Annotated in this window: 13 protein-coding genes and 4 tRNA genes; 10 read left to right on the top strand and 7 right to left on the bottom strand. The window is 70.2% G+C overall.

The window, feature by feature from the left end:
• Window positions 1-37: 37 nt before the first annotated feature.
• Complete coding sequence (locus ACFPP6_RS23300; RefSeq protein WP_382045581.1) at window positions 38-1,168, top strand: Leu/Phe/Val dehydrogenase; 1,131 nt, start codon at window positions 38-40, stop codon at window positions 1,166-1,168.
• Window positions 1,169-1,559: 391 nt separating this feature from the next.
• Complete coding sequence (locus ACFPP6_RS23295; RefSeq protein WP_058047541.1) at window positions 1,560-1,817, top strand: DUF3073 domain-containing protein; 258 nt, start codon at window positions 1,560-1,562, stop codon at window positions 1,815-1,817.
• A gap of 176 nt (window positions 1,818-1,993) precedes the next feature.
• On the opposite strand, the gene purM is transcribed toward ACFPP6_RS23295, so the two are convergent.
• The 4 genes from purM to ACFPP6_RS23275 all read right to left on the bottom strand — a co-directional run bounded on the left by purM (window position 1,994) and on the right by ACFPP6_RS23275 (window position 6,224).
• A complete protein-coding gene (gene purM / locus ACFPP6_RS23290) occupies window positions 1,994-3,061 on the bottom strand; it encodes a phosphoribosylformylglycinamidine cyclo-ligase (RefSeq protein ID WP_382045578.1) in 1,068 nt (355 codons plus the stop codon).
• Between the two features lie 41 nt (window positions 3,062-3,102).
• The gene (purF, locus tag ACFPP6_RS23285) at window positions 3,103-4,620 is read right to left on the bottom strand and encodes an amidophosphoribosyltransferase (protein ID WP_336007178.1); all 1,518 of its coding nucleotides are present in this window, start codon (window positions 4,618-4,620) and stop codon (window positions 3,103-3,105) included.
• Window positions 4,621-4,735: 115 nt separating this feature from the next.
• Window positions 4,736-5,512, bottom strand: a complete 777-nt coding sequence (locus ACFPP6_RS23280) for a maleylpyruvate isomerase family mycothiol-dependent enzyme (RefSeq protein WP_382045575.1) — start codon at window positions 5,510-5,512, stop codon at window positions 4,736-4,738.
• Window positions 5,513-5,522: 10 nt separating this feature from the next.
• The gene (locus tag ACFPP6_RS23275; protein WP_382045572.1) at window positions 5,523-6,224 is read right to left on the bottom strand and encodes a TetR/AcrR family transcriptional regulator; all 702 of its coding nucleotides are present in this window, start codon (window positions 6,222-6,224) and stop codon (window positions 5,523-5,525) included.
• A gap of 258 nt (window positions 6,225-6,482) precedes the next feature.
• Here ACFPP6_RS23275 and ACFPP6_RS23270 point away from each other — a divergent pair, with 258 nt between their 5' ends.
• The gene (locus ACFPP6_RS23270; protein WP_382045569.1) at window positions 6,483-7,955 is read left to right on the top strand and encodes an MFS transporter; all 1,473 of its coding nucleotides are present in this window, start codon (window positions 6,483-6,485) and stop codon (window positions 7,953-7,955) included.
• Between the two features lie 103 nt (window positions 7,956-8,058).
• Here ACFPP6_RS23270 and purL read toward each other — a convergent pair whose 3' ends face one another.
• Genes purL through purS form a run of 3 tightly spaced genes read right to left on the bottom strand, consistent with a single transcriptional unit; the run spans window position 8,059 to window position 11,230 of the window.
• The gene (gene purL, locus ACFPP6_RS23265) at window positions 8,059-10,308 is read right to left on the bottom strand and encodes a phosphoribosylformylglycinamidine synthase subunit PurL (RefSeq protein ID WP_382045566.1); all 2,250 of its coding nucleotides are present in this window, start codon (window positions 10,306-10,308) and stop codon (window positions 8,059-8,061) included.
• Window positions 10,305-10,988 (bottom strand): phosphoribosylformylglycinamidine synthase subunit PurQ, encoded by a 684-nt coding sequence (gene purQ / locus ACFPP6_RS23260; protein WP_382045564.1) that lies wholly within the window; start codon window positions 10,986-10,988, stop codon window positions 10,305-10,307. Before purQ ends, purL begins: the two co-directional genes overlap by 4 nt.
• Window positions 10,985-11,230, bottom strand: coding sequence for a phosphoribosylformylglycinamidine synthase subunit PurS (gene purS, locus ACFPP6_RS23255; protein WP_058047533.1), 246 nt, complete (start codon window positions 11,228-11,230; stop codon window positions 10,985-10,987). The genes purQ and purS overlap by 4 nt, the downstream gene beginning before the upstream one ends.
• 315 nt (window positions 11,231-11,545) lie before the next feature.
• Between purS and ACFPP6_RS23250 the strand changes: the two genes are divergently transcribed.
• From ACFPP6_RS23250 to ACFPP6_RS23220, 7 genes are all read left to right on the top strand, one after another.
• Window positions 11,546-11,863, top strand: coding sequence for a histone-like nucleoid-structuring protein Lsr2 (locus ACFPP6_RS23250; protein ID WP_058047532.1), 318 nt, complete (start codon window positions 11,546-11,548; stop codon window positions 11,861-11,863).
• Window positions 11,864-11,952: 89 nt separating this feature from the next.
• Window positions 11,953-12,024: transfer RNA gene (locus tag ACFPP6_RS23245), tRNA-Gly, on the top strand.
• A gap of 47 nt (window positions 12,025-12,071) precedes the next feature.
• Window positions 12,072-12,143 (top strand) — tRNA-Gly (locus ACFPP6_RS23240).
• Between the two features lie 46 nt (window positions 12,144-12,189).
• A tRNA-Gly gene (locus ACFPP6_RS23235) sits at window positions 12,190-12,261 on the top strand.
• A 79-nt stretch (window positions 12,262-12,340) separates the two neighbouring features.
• A tRNA-Gly gene (locus tag ACFPP6_RS23230) sits at window positions 12,341-12,413 on the top strand.
• Between the two features lie 171 nt (window positions 12,414-12,584).
• Complete coding sequence (locus tag ACFPP6_RS23225) at window positions 12,585-13,583, top strand: ABC transporter ATP-binding protein (RefSeq protein WP_382045561.1); 999 nt, start codon at window positions 12,585-12,587, stop codon at window positions 13,581-13,583.
• Window positions 13,583-14,353, top strand: coding sequence for an ABC transporter permease (locus tag ACFPP6_RS23220; RefSeq protein WP_382045560.1), 771 nt, complete (start codon window positions 13,583-13,585; stop codon window positions 14,351-14,353). The genes ACFPP6_RS23225 and ACFPP6_RS23220 overlap by 1 nt, the downstream gene beginning before the upstream one ends.
• The last annotated feature ends 30 nt before the right edge of the window (window positions 14,354-14,383 follow it).

Here is a 14,383-nt window from a genome sequence, read left to right as displayed (position 1 = left end):
CCGGAGGGCAACCTCCGCGACATATGGAGTCACCACAGTGACTGACGTACGTCCCTCCCCCAAGCACTCCGTGCAGGGGGGACCCCCGGAAGCCGACGGCGTGCTGCACACATTGTTCCGGTCCGATCAGGGCGGCCACGAGCAGGTTGTCCTCTGCCAGGACCGCGAGAGCGGCCTCAAGGCCGTGATCGCCATCCACTCCACCGCCCTGGGCAACGCCCTCGGCGGCACCCGGTTCTATCCGTACGCCTCCGAAGAGGCCGCGGTGCTGGACGCCCTCAACCTCTCCCGCGGCATGTCCTACAAGAACGCGCTGGCGGGCCTGGATCACGGCGGCGGAAAGGCCGTGATCATCGGCGATCCCAACCAGATCAAGACCGAACAGCTCCTGCTTGCCTACGGTCGCTTCGTGGCCTCCCTCGGCGGCCGCTACGTCACCGCCTGCGACGTCGGCACCTACGTCCAGGACATGGACGTGGTCGCCCGCGAGTGCCGCTGGACCACCGGCCGCTCCCCCGAGAACGGCGGCGCCGGCGACTCCTCGGTGCTCACCGCCTTCGGCGTCTTCCAGGGCATGCGCGCCGCCGCACAGACCCAGTGGGGCGAGCCGACGCTGCGCGGCCGCCGGGTCGGCGTCGCGGGCGTCGGGAAGGTCGGTCACCACCTGGTGGAGCACCTGGTCGAGGACGGCGCGGAGGTCGTGATCACCGACGTCCGGACGGAGGCCGTCGAGCGCATCCTGGCCCGCCACCCGCAGGTCACCGCGGTGACGGACGCCGGCGTCCTGGTCCGCACCCCGCTCGACGTCTACGCCCCCTGCGCCCTCGGCGGCGCCCTGGACGACGACACGGTGGCCGCCCTGACCGCGAGCGTGGTCTGCGGCGCGGCCAACAACCAGCTCGCCCACCCCGGCGTCGAGAAGGACCTCGCGGACCGCGGCATCCTCTATGCGCCCGACTATGTGGTGAACGCCGGCGGAGTGATCCAGGTCGCGGACGAACTGCACGGGTTTGATTTCGACCGCGCGAAGGCCAAGGCGAACCAGATTTTCGACACGACTCTGGCCATATTCGATCGGGCCAAGGCCGACGGCATTCCGCCCGCCGCCGCTGCCGACCGGCTGGCCGAGCAGCGCATGGCCGAGGCCCGGGCGGCCGCCGGGGCCTAGCTACCGACCGGTAGAACCGTCCGGTAAGGGCGCTTTGCGCACGACGGGTGACCGGTCGGCGGACACCGCGTGGCCGGCCGGGCGGGCCGAGCGCCCCTAGCGGTCCCTACAGCCCCGTCCGATGAGGTGGTGAGCGAGACATCTCTCACCACCCATCGGCGGGTCGGGGCACAAGACACGTTAAAATCGCAGCTGACCAGCGGGGACGGGGCTCCCCTAGGGTTGTGCTGCGTGGCACGTCATGCGGGCGACGTACCGTATGGCCGCGGAAGCAGGTACCGTTGAAGCCCTACAGGCCGGATCCCTCCACGGGGGTCCGCTCTGACTCATGAACGTGAACGCGTGTCAAGACTCTGGGGCCGTCGAGCCCCGTCATTGAGGGGGTCGAGCCATGGGGCGCGGCCGGGCCAAGGCCAAGCAGACAAAGGTCGCCCGCCAGCTGAAGTACAACAGCGGCGGGACCGACCTCTCACGTCTGGCCAATGAGCTGGGCGCATCGCCGACGAAGCAGCCGCCGAACAGCGAGCCGCTCGAAAAGGACGATGAGCTGGATGACGACCCGTACGCTCAGTACGCGAGTCGTTACAACGACGATGAGGACGAGGACGAGCAGGCTCCGTCCGACTCTCCTTACCGTCGCCGCGCTTGACGCTGTAACTCCCACTGACCCGGTTCGAGGCCTGACCTCGGACCGGGTTCTGTGCTGCCCGGATGCTGTGCGCCGTGCCGGTGCCGGCACACGGCTGATCCGTCTCCCGGGTGCGGGCCGCTGATGCGCACCCGTACCGCCTCAGCGGCACGGCTGCCCACCAGCGGCCGTTCGCCTCAGCTCGCGTAGTCACCGGTCAGGGCCACGGCCTCGGCCTGATCGCCGCGCTCGGTGATCGCACCCGCGACCCAGGCGTCCACGCCCCGGTCGGCGAGGACCGAAAGGGCGACGTCCACGGACTCCGGCGGCACGACCGCCATCATGCCGACGCCCATGTTCAGCGTCTTCTCCAGCTCCAGCCGCTCCACCCCGCCGAGCCGGCCCACGGTGTCGAACACCGCGCCCGGCGTCCAGGTCGCCCTGTCGACGGTGGCGTGGAGGTGGTCCGGGACGACCCGGGCCAGGTTGTTGGCGAGACCGCCGCCGGTGATGTGCGAGAAGGCGTGCACCTCGGCCGTGCGGGTGAGCGCCAGGCAGTCCAGCGAGTAGATCCGGGTGGGCTCCAGCAGCTCCTCGCCGAGGGTCCGGCCGAACTCCGGAACCTCACGGTCCAGCTCCCAGCCGGCCCGGTCGAAGAGCACATGGCGGACCAGTGAGTACCCGTTCGAGTGAAGTCCGGACGAGGCCATCGCGATGACGACGTCACCCGTACGGATGCGATCGGTGCCCAGCACCCGGTCGGCCTCGACCACACCGGTGCCCGCACCGGCCACGTCGAACTCGTCCGGCCCGAGCAGCCCGGGGTGCTCGGCGGTCTCGCCGCCGACCAGCGCGCAGCCCGCGAGCACACAGCCCTCGGCGATGCCCTTGACGATGGCGGCGACCCGCTCGGGGTAGACCTTGCCGACGCAGATGTAGTCGGTCATGAACAGCGGCTCGGCGCCGCAGACGACCAGGTCGTCCACGACCATGCCGACCAGGTCGTGGCCGATGGTGTCGTAGACGCCCATGCGGCGGGCGATGTCGACCTTCGTGCCGACTCCGTCGGTCGCGGAGGCCAGGAGGGGGCGCTCGTACCGCTTGAGCGCGCTGGCGTCGAAGAGCCCGGCGAAACCGCCGAGGCCGCCGACGACCTCCGGGCGGGTGGCCTTCTTGACCCACTTCTTCATCAGCTCGACGGCGTGATCGCCCGCTTCGATGTCGACGCCCGCGGCTGCGTAGCTGGCACCGGTGGTCTCAGACATGAGTTTGAGAACTTTCGTGTCGTTCGGTACTGCGGAGGCGTTTACGGACGACGGAGCGCATCGGCGGCATCCGTGCCACCGGCCAGCTCGGTCTCCAGGAGCTGCTTGCCGAGCAGCTCGGGGTCGGGGAGCGCCATGGGGTACTCGCCGTCGAAGCAGGCGCGGCAGAGGTTCGGCTTGGCGATGGTGGTCGCCTCGATCATGCCGTCGAGGGAGATGTACGCGAGGGAATCCGCGCCCAGCGACCGGCCGATCTCCTCGACGCTCATGCCATTGGCTATCAGCTCGGCGCGGGTGGCGAAATCGATGCCGAAAAAACACGGCCACTTCACCGGCGGGGAGGAAATCCGCACGTGCACCTCGGCGGCGCCCGCCTCGCGGAGCATCCGGACGAGTGCGCGCTGGGTATTGCCGCGGACGATGGAATCGTCGACGACAACCAGGCGCTTGCCCTTGATGACTTCCTTGAGCGGATTGAGCTTGAGCCGGATGCCGAGCTGGCGGATGGTCTGGCTCGGCTGGATGAAGGTCCGGCCGACGTAGGAATTCTTGACCAGGCCGGTGCCGTACGGAATGCCGCTGGCTTCCGCGTAACCGACGGCGGCGGGGGTGCCGGATTCCGGGGTCGGTATCACCAGGTCGGCGTCGACCGGGGCCTCGGCGGCGAGCCGGCGGCCCATTTCCACACGGGAAAGGTAGACATTCCGGCCCGCGATATCGGTGTCGGGACGGGCCAGGTACACGTACTCGAAGACGCAGCCCTTGGGGCGGGCCTCGGCGAAGCGGCTGGTGCGCACGCCGTGCTCGTCGATGGCGATGAGCTCGCCGGGCTCGATCTCGCGGACGAACGTGGCGCCGCAGATGTCCAGGGCGGCCGTCTCGGAGGCCACCACCCAGCCGCGCTCCAGGCGGCCGAGGACCAGCGGGCGGATGCCCTGCGGGTCACGGGCGGCGTAGAGCGTGTGCTCGTTCATGAAGACGAGGCAGAAGGCGCCCTTGACCTGGGGAAGGACCTTGGCGGCCGCCTCCTCGATGGTCAGCGGCTTGCCCTCGGCGTCGGTCTGGCCCGCGAGGAGGGCCGTGACCAGGTCGGTGTCGTTGGTCGCCGCGACCTGGGTGGCACGGCCGTTCTCCCGGGGGAGGGCCGCGACCATCTCGGCCAGCTCGGCCGTGTTGACCAGGTTGCCGTTGTGGCCCAGGGCGATCGAGCCGTGGGCGGTCGCCCGGAAGGTCGGCTGGGCGTTCTCCCACACCGAGGCTCCGGTGGTGGAGTAGCGGGCGTGACCGACCGCGATGTGGCCCTGGAGGGAGCCGAGGGAGGTTTCGTCGAAGACCTGGGAAACCAGTCCCATGTCCTTGAAGACGAGGATCTGGGAGCCGTTGCTCACTGCGATGCCCGCGGACTCCTGTCCACGGTGCTGCAGCGCATACAGCCCGAAATAGGTGAGTTTGGCGACCTCTTCACCCGGAGCCCAGACACCGAAGACGCCACATGCGTCCTGGGGGCCCTTCTCACCGGGGAGCAGGTCGTGGCTGAGTCGTCCGTCACCACGAGGCACACCTTGAGTCTATGGCAGGGAGGAGGTTCATCCGAACCGGGGACGACCGGTGATGCCTCACACCACGCACAGCCACTCGGCGCGCACAGCGAATCACCTTTCGGGGGTCTTTTGTTCATTCCACCAAAGGGAGTTGCGCGGAGATGTCCGCGCGTTCGCCGCTCGCGCTGACCACCGCGGCGTCCAGGGCGGTCGCCCAGTCCGTACGGCCGGTGGCCAGGCGCAGCCAGGTGAGCGGATCGGTCTCGACCACGTTGGGCGGGGTGCCGCGGGTGTGCCGGGGTCCCGCCACGCACTGGACGACCGCGAAGGGCGGGATGCGGACCTCCACGGAGCCGCCCGGGGCCTTGGTCGCGAGGGCGTCGGCGAGCAGGCGGGTGGCGTTGGCCAAAGCCTGGCGGTCGTAAGGGATCCCGGTCCCGAGCGCCGCGGCGAGATCGTCCGTGTGGACGGCCAGCTCCACGCAGCGGGTGACCAGGAAGTCGTCCAGGCGGACGGCGCCGGAGGGGGCGGCCAGGAGGCGGTCCGGGGGCGTGGCGGCCAGGGCGGCGAAACGGTCCGCCACGTCGTCCAGGAGGGGGATCGGGGCGGTGTCCGCAGCGCCTGCGCCGGCCTCGGCGCGGGCTGCCGTGATCACCCACTCCACGGCGGTGATCTCCCGTGCGGGCGGGGCGGGTTCCTCGATCAGCCGGGCCACGAGGCCCACGCCCAGGGCGATGTGGGCGATCAGCTCGCGGACCGTGCACTCCCCCAGCCGCGTCGGCAGGGCCAGTTGCGCCTCGTCCAGGCCCGCGGCCGTCTCCCGTACGTGGGCGAGCTGCGCCGTGACGGCGGCGCGCACCTTGGCGGGGTCGTAGCTGCGGGGGCGGGGCTTGCGCTGGGCGGGAGGCATGGCTCCGACCCTATTCGGCGCCGGTCTTCCCGGTCCGCGCCGTGCCGGTGTGCGCCTCTCCGGCGCCGGCCGGGAGCGATCCGAAGTCCCCGAGCCCGTGCTCGACCAGGGCGAATGCCCGCTCCGCCAGGGCGACGGCGCCGGGCAGGACCTCGTCCGCCGACTCGCCCGCGAACAGGCGCCGGTGGTTGTACTCGTGGACGGCGTAGCGGACGCTCATCAGCTGGGCCGCGACCACGGGAGCGAGCTCGGCGTCGGGCCCCTCCTCGGCGGCGGCCAGCTCCTCGGCCAGGAGCGTCTGGGCGCGGCGGGCGTACTCGTGGGCACGCACGAGAAGGGCCGGGGTCTCCTGGATCAGCCGGCGCACCTGCAGCACGTAGGGGTCGTCGCTCATGCCGACGGACGCTTCGTGGGCCTGGAGCGCGGCCATGAAGTCCCTGCGGAAGGCGGCGACGGCGGACTCGCCGGGGTGCCTGTCGCGCACGGCGCGGGCGGCGTCGCCGATGTGCTCCTGCATGGGGCCGAGGACCAGATCCTCCTTGGAGGACATGTAGTTGAAGACCGTCATCTTCGAGACTTCGGCGGCCAGGGCGACCTCGGCGACCGACACCTGGTCGTAACCGCGCTCCAGGAACAGCTTGGCGGCGGTCTTCCACAGCGTGCGCCGGGTCTGGATCTTCTTGCGCTCGCGCAGGCTCAGGCCTTCGGTCATGCCCCGACTGTACCAGGATGAAACTTTGACCAGGCCGACAAACTTACCCGATAGAAGAATTGACTCGGTACACACTTCCGGGGCATGGTGAGGGCGCGCCGCTTCCGTCGGCGTTCCACGACCGGCTCCGGAGGGGGAAGAAGGGTGCATTCATCCACGGCGACGGGGCGGTTGGCCCCGGAGCAAGGGCCTGCGGGAGGGGATGCGGCGGGGGCTGCGGGCGCCCCGGCGCCGGGCGGTCAGGCAGCCGGGCCTCGCATGACGGCGGGGCAGCGGAAGGTCGCCTTCGTCGTCTGCATGGCCACGATGCTCCTGGCCGTGCTCGACCAGAACATCGTCTCGGCCGTCACGGTCCCGATCGTGCGCGACCTCGACCCCGCACACGGCATCGACCGGGTCCCATGGCTGATCAGCGCCTTCGCCCTCGCCTCGACGGCCGTCCTGCCCCTCTACGGCAAGCTGTGCGACACCCACGGCGCACGCCGGGTGTTCCTGGGCGCCGTCGCCGCCTTCCTCGCGGGCTCGGTGCTGTGCGGCGCCGCGCAGTCCATGGAGCAGCTCATCGCCTTCCGCGCCGTCCAAGGCATCGGCGGCGGAGGGCTGATGAGCGTCACCATGGTCGTGATCGCCCAGCTCAAGGCGGGCGAGGCCGCGGATGGGAGCGCCGGCGGTCCCGGCGGTCCCGGCGGCCGCGGCAAGGGGAGCGGCGCCGGGACAGGCGGCATCGTGGCGGGCGCGGGCATGGCGCTCGGGCCCGTGCTGGGCGGCGTCCTCGCCGATCACGCCGACTGGCGCTGGGTGTTCTACGTGAACCTGCCCATCGGCATCGCCGTGATCGCCGCCGCGACCGCAGTCCTCAAGCTGCCCCACCACGCCTCGCGCCACCGGATCGACTTCCTCGGCGCCGGCCTCGCGGCGGCCTTCTCCACGGCCCTGCTGCTGGTCACCGAGTGGGGCGGCAAGGAGTACGCGTGGGGCTCCCCCACCGTCCTCGGGCTGATCGGGGCGAGCGTGCTGCTGCTCGGCCTGTTCCTCCGGCGGCAGGCCACAGCGGCCGAGCCCGTGCTGCCCCTGTCACTGTTCAAGATCCCTGTGCTGCGCACCTCGTTCGCGCTGCAGGCGCTCACCGGGATGGCCCTGATGGGGTCGCTCGTCTACGTGATCGTCTACCTGCAGCTCGTGCGCGGCATCGCCGCCACGGACGCGAGCCTGTTCCTGCTCCCCATGGCCGCAGGAATCTCCGCCACGGGCATCGTCACCGCAAAACTGGCGGCCCATGGCCGGCCGCAGAAGACGTTCGTGGTCACCGGAACGGCCGTCTCGGCCGCGGCGATGGGGCTGCTCGCGACGCTGGGAACCGACACCGGCCTGTGGGTCGTCGGCACGGCGCTGCTGCTCCTCGGCGTGGGGTTCGGCCAGCTGCTCGGCCAGCTGATCCAGCTCACGCAGGAACACGCACCCGCCGGCCAACTGGGCGTGGCCACCACGGCAATCCGCTTTTTCCAGGCCCTGGGCGGCGCGCTGGGCGCCTCCCTGTTCGGCACAGTGCTGGCCCGGGTGTACGAGGCGAAGGGCCCCGGCGGCTCGGCCGGCCGCATGGCCTCGCTCGGCGGCGAGGCCCACGCCCAGGCGATACGGGCCTTCACTTCCTCCGTCGACACGGTGTTCCTGTGTGCGGCCGGAGCGATGGCGGTGGCCCTGCTGCTGGCGGTGCGCCTGCGGGTCCGGTGACCGGAGTTCCGCGCGGCGCCCGTTGCCCGGCCGCCTTCCCCGGCGACCCGGCCCCGGCGCGCCTGTCCCCGGCGGCCGGGCCGCCGGGGACAGGCGCGGTGGGTTATGCGAGCAGCGCGGGGATCGTGGCCTCGTGGGCCTCGCGCAGCTCGGCCAGCGGAATGCTGAACTGGCCCTGGATGTCGATCTCTTCGCCGTCGACGACGCCGATGCGGGCCGCGGGAAGGCCCCGCGCGCCACACATGTCGGTGAAGCGGAGCTCCTCGCTGCGCGGGACCGCGACGACGGCACGGCCGGCGGACTCGGAGAAGAGGAAGACGAAGGGGTCCACGCCGTCGGGGACGACGATCCGGGCGCCCTTGCCGCCGCGCAGGCACGACTCGGCGAGGGCCTGGATCAGACCGCCGTCCGACAGGTCGTGCGCCGCGTCGACCATGCCGTCGCGGGAGGCCGAGATGAGGATCTCCGCCAGGAGCTTCTCCCGGCCCAGGTCCACGGCGGGCGGCAGCCCGCCGAGGTGGTCGTGGACGACCTGGGACCAGGCCGAACCGCCCAGCTCTTCCTTGGTGTCACCCAGCAGGTAGAGCAGGTGGCCCTCGTCCGAGAAGGCCATCGGCGTACGGCGGTTGACGTCGTCGATGACGCCGAGCACCGCGACCACGGGGGTCGGGTGGATGGCGGTCTCACCGGTCTGGTTGTAGAGCGAGACGTTGCCGCCGGTGACCGGGGTGCCCAGCTCCAGGCAGCCGTCGGCCAGACCGCGCGTGGCCTCCGCGAACTGCCACATGACCGCCGGGTCCTCGGGGGAGCCGAAGTTCAGGCAGTTGGAGATGGCCAGCGGGCGGGCGCCGGAGGCGGCCACGTTGCGGTAGGACTCCGCGAGCGCCAGCTGCGCACCCGCGTACGGGTCGAGCTTGGCGTAGCGGCCGTTGCCGTCCGTGGCGACGGCGACACCGAGGTCGGTGTCCTCGTCCACGCGGACCATGCCGGAGTCCTCCGGCTGCGCGAGGACGGTGTTGCCCTGCACGAACCGGTCGTACTGGTCGGTGATCCACGCCTTGGACGCCTGGTTCGGCGAGGAGATCACCTTCAGGACCTGCTCGCGCAGCTCCTCGGCGCTCTCCGGGCGGGCCAGCTTGCCGGCGTCGTCGGCCTGGAGGGCGTCCTGCCAGTCCGGGCGGGCGTACGGGCGCTCGTAGACCGGGCCCTCGTGGGCGACGGTGCGCGGCGGCACGTCCACGATCTGCTCGCCGTGCCAGAAGATCTCCAGCCGCTCGCCGTCGGTCACCTCACCGATGACGGTGGCGATGACGTCCCACTTCTCGCAGATCTCCAGGAAGCGGTCGACCTTGCCCGGCTCGACGATCGCGCACATGCGCTCCTGCGACTCGCTCATGAGGATCTCCTCGGGCGAGAGCGTCGCGTCGCGCAGGGGCACGCGGTCCAGCTCGACGCGCATGCCGCCGGAGCCGGCGCTGGCCAGCTCGCTGGTGGCGCAGGACAGGCCGGCGCCGCCGAGGTCCTGGATGCCGTCGACCAGGTCCTCGCGGAAGATCTCCAGGGTGCACTCGATGAGGAGCTTCTCCTGGAAGGGGTCGCCGACCTGGACGGCGGGGCGCTTCGCCGGCTTCGAGTCGTCGAACGTCTCGGAGGCCAGGACGGAGACGCCGCCGATGCCGTCGCCGCCGGTGCGGGCGCCGTAGAGGATGACCTTGTTGCCGGCGCCGGAGGCCTTGGCGAGGTGGATGTCCTCGTGCTTCATCACGCCGACGCACAGGGCGTTGACGAGCGGGTTGCCCTGGTAGCAGGCGTCGAAGACGACCTCGCCGCCGATGTTGGGCAGGCCCAGGCAGTTGCCGTAGCCGCCGATGCCCGCGACGACGCCCGGCAGGACGCGCTTGGTGTCGGGGTGGTCGGCGGCGCCGAAGCGCAGCGGGTCCATGACGGCGACCGGGCGGGCGCCCATCGCGAGGATGTCGCGGACGATGCCGCCCACGCCGGTGGCCGCGCCCTGGTAGGGCTCGATGTACGACGGGTGGTTGTGCGACTCGACCTTGAAGGTGACCGCGTAGCCCTGGCCGACGTCGACGACACCGGCGTTCTCACCGATGCCGACCAGCAGGGCGTCGTTCTCGGGGGCCTTCTCGCCGAACTGGCGCAGGTGCACCTTGCTGCTCTTGTAGGAGCAGTGCTCGGACCACATCACGGAGTACATGGCGAGCTCGGCGCCGGTGGGACGGCGGCCCAGGATCGTACGGATGCGCTCGTACTCGTCCTGCTTCAGGCCCAGCTCGGCCCAGGGCTGCTCGACGTCGGGCGTCTCGTCGGCGTGCTTGACGGTGTCGAGGGTCATGAGGCGTTGACCAGCTTCCTCAGGATCGAGGTGAAGAATCCGAGGCCGTCGGTGCGGCCGGTGCCGACCAGCGGTTCGACGGCGTGCTCGGGGTGCGGCATGAGGCCGACGACGTTGCCCGCCTCGTTGGTGATGCCGGCGATGTCGCGCAGCGAGCCGTTGGGGTTCCCGTCGAGGTAACGGAAGGCGACGCGGCCCTCCGCCTCGAGCTCGTCGAGGGTGTGCTCGTCGGCGACGTAGCGGCCGTCGATGTTCTTCAGCGGGATGGAGATCTCCTGGCCCGCCTCGTAGTCGGACGTCCAGGCCGTGTTCGCGTTCTCCACCCGCAGCTTCTGCTCGCGGCAGATGAAGTGCAGGTGGTTGTTGCGCAGCATCGCGCCGGGCAGCAGGTGGCTCTCGGTGAGGACCTGGAAGCCGTTGCAGATACCGAGGACAGGCATGCCGCCCTTGGCCTGCTCGATGACGGTTTCCATGACCGGCGAGAAGCGGGAGATGGCCCCCGCCCGCAGATAGTCGCCGTAGGAGAAACCGCCGGGCAGGACCACGGCGTCCACCTGCTTGAGGTCCTTGTCGCGGTGCCAGAGCGGCACGGGCTCGAGGCCGGCGATCCGGACGGCGCGCTGGGTGTCGCGGTCGTCGAGGGTGCCGGGGAAGGTGACGACTCCTACGCGTGCGGTCACGAGTCGACCCGCACGGTGAAGTTCTCGATCACGGTGTTGGCGAGAAACGTTTCCGCCATCTCGTGGATTCGGGCGAGGGCGGCGTCGTCGACCGGACCCTCCACCTCGAGTTCAAAGCGCTTGCCCTGACGGACGTCGGCGATCCCCTCGTAACCCAGGCGAGGCAGCGCGCGCTGCACCGCCTGGCCCTGCGGGTCGAGGATCTCCGGCTTGAGCATGACGTCGACTACGACGCGTGCCACTGGCACTCCCGGTGTGTGGTGCGTGAGCTGAAGCGGTACGGCCAGAGTACAGTCCCCAAAAATCTACGCGCATAGATATGGTGGGCGTCCTGTCACGTTTACGCATCGACACCCGGGACGCCCTGGAAAAATCCCGGGAAAAACGTACGGTCCTGATTGCGAAGGGGCACTCGGACCGAATTAACTGGGCTTCACTTTGCAATGCCCTTTGTTGTACAAATGAATAACCATTGACCCGGAACGGATCCGGAACATCCGGAACCTGTGCATCTCCGCAGTTCAACGCGGCGGTGCCCGCTGAAAGGACCGATATTCGTGGCACAGCGCGTAGTGGTCACACTCTCCGACGACATCGACGGCGGGGAAGCCGCGGAGACGGTTACCTTCGGCCTCGACGGCAAGTCGTACGAGATCGACCTCAACACTGCCAATGCGAAGAAACTGCGGGCGATCCTCACGCCTTACCTGGAGGCCGGCCGCAAGCAGTCCCGCTCCGGCAAGGTCTACCGCCGCACCTCCGTCGCCCCCGACCCGGCGGCGGTCCGCGCGTGGGCGCGCTCGAACGGCATGGACGTCCCGCCGCGCGGCCGGATCCCCAAGCGCGTGTACGAGGCCTTCAACTCCGCCGACTGAGCCGATTTGCCAAGCACCCCGGATGATCAGCTAGAGTCTGGATCACGCCGAGGGGCGCGGCCGGGAAACCGGACGAACCCCCAGGTCACGCGGGTGTAGCTCAGTAGTAGAGCGCCCTCTTTCCAAGAGGGAGGCGCAGTGTGCGATTCCTGTCACCCGCTCTGAACGTCCTCCGGCCACACGTGTGTGGCCCGGCGGGACGGATCATGCGGGTGTAGCTCAGTAGTAGAGCGCCCCCTTTCCAAGGGGGAGGCGCAGTGTGCGATTCCTGTCACCCGCTCTGATCGCTTACCGGTCCACATCCGTGGGCCGGACCGGCGATCCATGCGGGTGTAGCTCAGTAGTAGAGCGCCCTCTTTCCAAGAGGGAGGCGCAGTGTGCGATTCCTGTCACCCGCTCTCATCACGTTACCGACCACTCCGGTGGATCAGGTAGAGTGATGTCTCGCGCCGCCCGGTGAGAGCCGGTCGGAGGCATGCGGACGTAGCTCAGTTGGTAGAGCACCACCTTGCCAAGGTGGATGTCGCGAGTTCGAGTCTCGTCGTCCGCTCAGTGAACGAAGGCCCCGGTCATCACGACCGGGGCCTTCGTCGTGTTCCGGCGCACGGCTTCCGGCGCGCGGCGGCCGCCTTCCCCTCCCGGCGGCGCTGATGACATTCGTCATCCGAAGCCATGACAGGCCGCACTGCTCCCGGACCGGATCCGGCGGGAGGCTTGGATCATGGATATCGGGGACAGTGTGATCGACGTCTCGGGGCTGCGCCGCCGCTACGGCCCGGCCGGGGACAAGGGCTTCGAAGCGGTGCGGGACGTCTCGTTCACCGTGGGGCACGGCGAGTTGTTCGCCCTGCTGGGCACGAACGGTGCGGGCAAGACCTCCACGGTCGAGCTGCTGGAGGGCCTCGCGAAGCCGACCGCGGGCAAGGTGCGCGTGCTCGGCCACGATCCCTATGCGGAGCGCCGCGCCGTGCGCCCGCGGATCGGGGTCATGCTCCAGGAAGGCGGCTTCCCCTCCGACCTGACCGTCGCCGAGACGGTCCGGATGTGGGCCGGCTGCACCACCGGAGCCCGTCCCGTGACGGAGGCCCTGGAGCTCGTCGACCTCGTCGGTCGCCGGGACGTCCGCATCAAGCAGCTCTCCGGCGGGGAGCGGCGCCGCCTCGATCTCGCGCTCGCCCTCCTCGGCCGCCCCGAGGTCCTCTTCCTCGACGAGCCGACGACCGGTCTGGACCCCGAGGCCCGGCACAACACCTGGGAGCTGGTGCGCCGGCTGCGCGGCGAAGGCACGACCGTGCTGCTCACCACGCACTATCTGGAGGAGGCCGAAGCCCTCGCCGACCGCCTGGCGATCATGCGCGAAGGCCGGATCGTCACCTCCGGGACCCCGGAGGCCGTGATCGGCTCCTATCCCGCGCGGATCCGTTTCGCGATGCCCGTGGGCTGGTTCGTGGGCGACATGCCGCCGCTGGCCGAACTGGGCGTCATACGGCACGAGGAGGACCGCGGGCGCATAGAGCTGCAGACCCAGGAGCTGCAGCGGACGCTGACGGGTCTGCTTCTCTGGGCCCGGGACAAGGGCGTGGAGCTCGAAGGGCTCGACGCACGGGCCGCCTCGCTGGAGGAGGCGTTCCTGGCGATAGCCGGCGCGGGCACGGGTGAGCCCGTGGCAGCCGGTGGTGCCGGTCTCGGTGTGGATTCCGTTGCAGGGAGGAAAGCGTGATGGCGATGTCGACGTCGGTACCGCGGATGCTGTCGCTGGGCCGCGCCGAGCTCATCCTGCTCGGGCGGAACAAGATGGCGCTCTATGTGTCCCTGCTCATGCCGGTGCTCATGGTGTGGGTGATGCGGCGCGCGATCGGCGAGTTCGATCTCGGCAAGGCCGGGATGTCCGTCAACGAGGTCGCCCTGACGGGAGCCTTCGGCTACATCCTGCTGTTCGCCGTCTACCAGAACCTGGTCAGCGCCTATGTGACGCGCCGCGAGGAGCTCGTCCTCAAGCGGCTCCGCACCGGCGAGACCGGAGATGCGGAGATACTCACCGGCACCGCGCTCCCGTCCGTGGCCGTGGCGCTGGCGCAGTGCCTGCTGCTGGTCGTCGCGGGCGTGTTCTGGCTGGATCTGCGGGCGGTCGAGCGCCCCGATCTGATGGCGGCCGGGCTCCTGCTCGGCCTGGCGATGTCCATAGCCCTGGCCGCGGTGACCACGGCCTGGGCCAAGACGGTGGAGAGCGCCCAGCTGGTGACGTCCCCGCTGATGCTGATCTCCGTGATGGGCTCGGGGCTCATGGTGCCGCTGGAGGTCATGCCGGACACCATGGCGAGCATCTGCGAGCTGCTGCCGCTGACCCCGGTGGTCCAGCTGGTGCGCGGCGGCTGGCTGGGCGGGATGGACGCCCACGACGCCGTGGGAGCGATCATCACGGGCATCGCCTGGACGATAATCGCCGGGTACAGCACCCGGCGGTGGTTCCGCTGGGAGCCGCGGCGCTGACCGCGGAACGGCAAAGGGGGGCGTGAGGCT

This window comes from Streptomyces aureoversilis, from assembly GCF_042657885.1.
Lineage (GTDB): Bacteria > Actinomycetota > Actinomycetes > Streptomycetales > Streptomycetaceae > Streptomyces > Streptomyces aureoversilis.
Note: the sequence above shows the minus strand (reverse complement) of the source record. Positions and strands in the feature narration are given on the sequence as shown.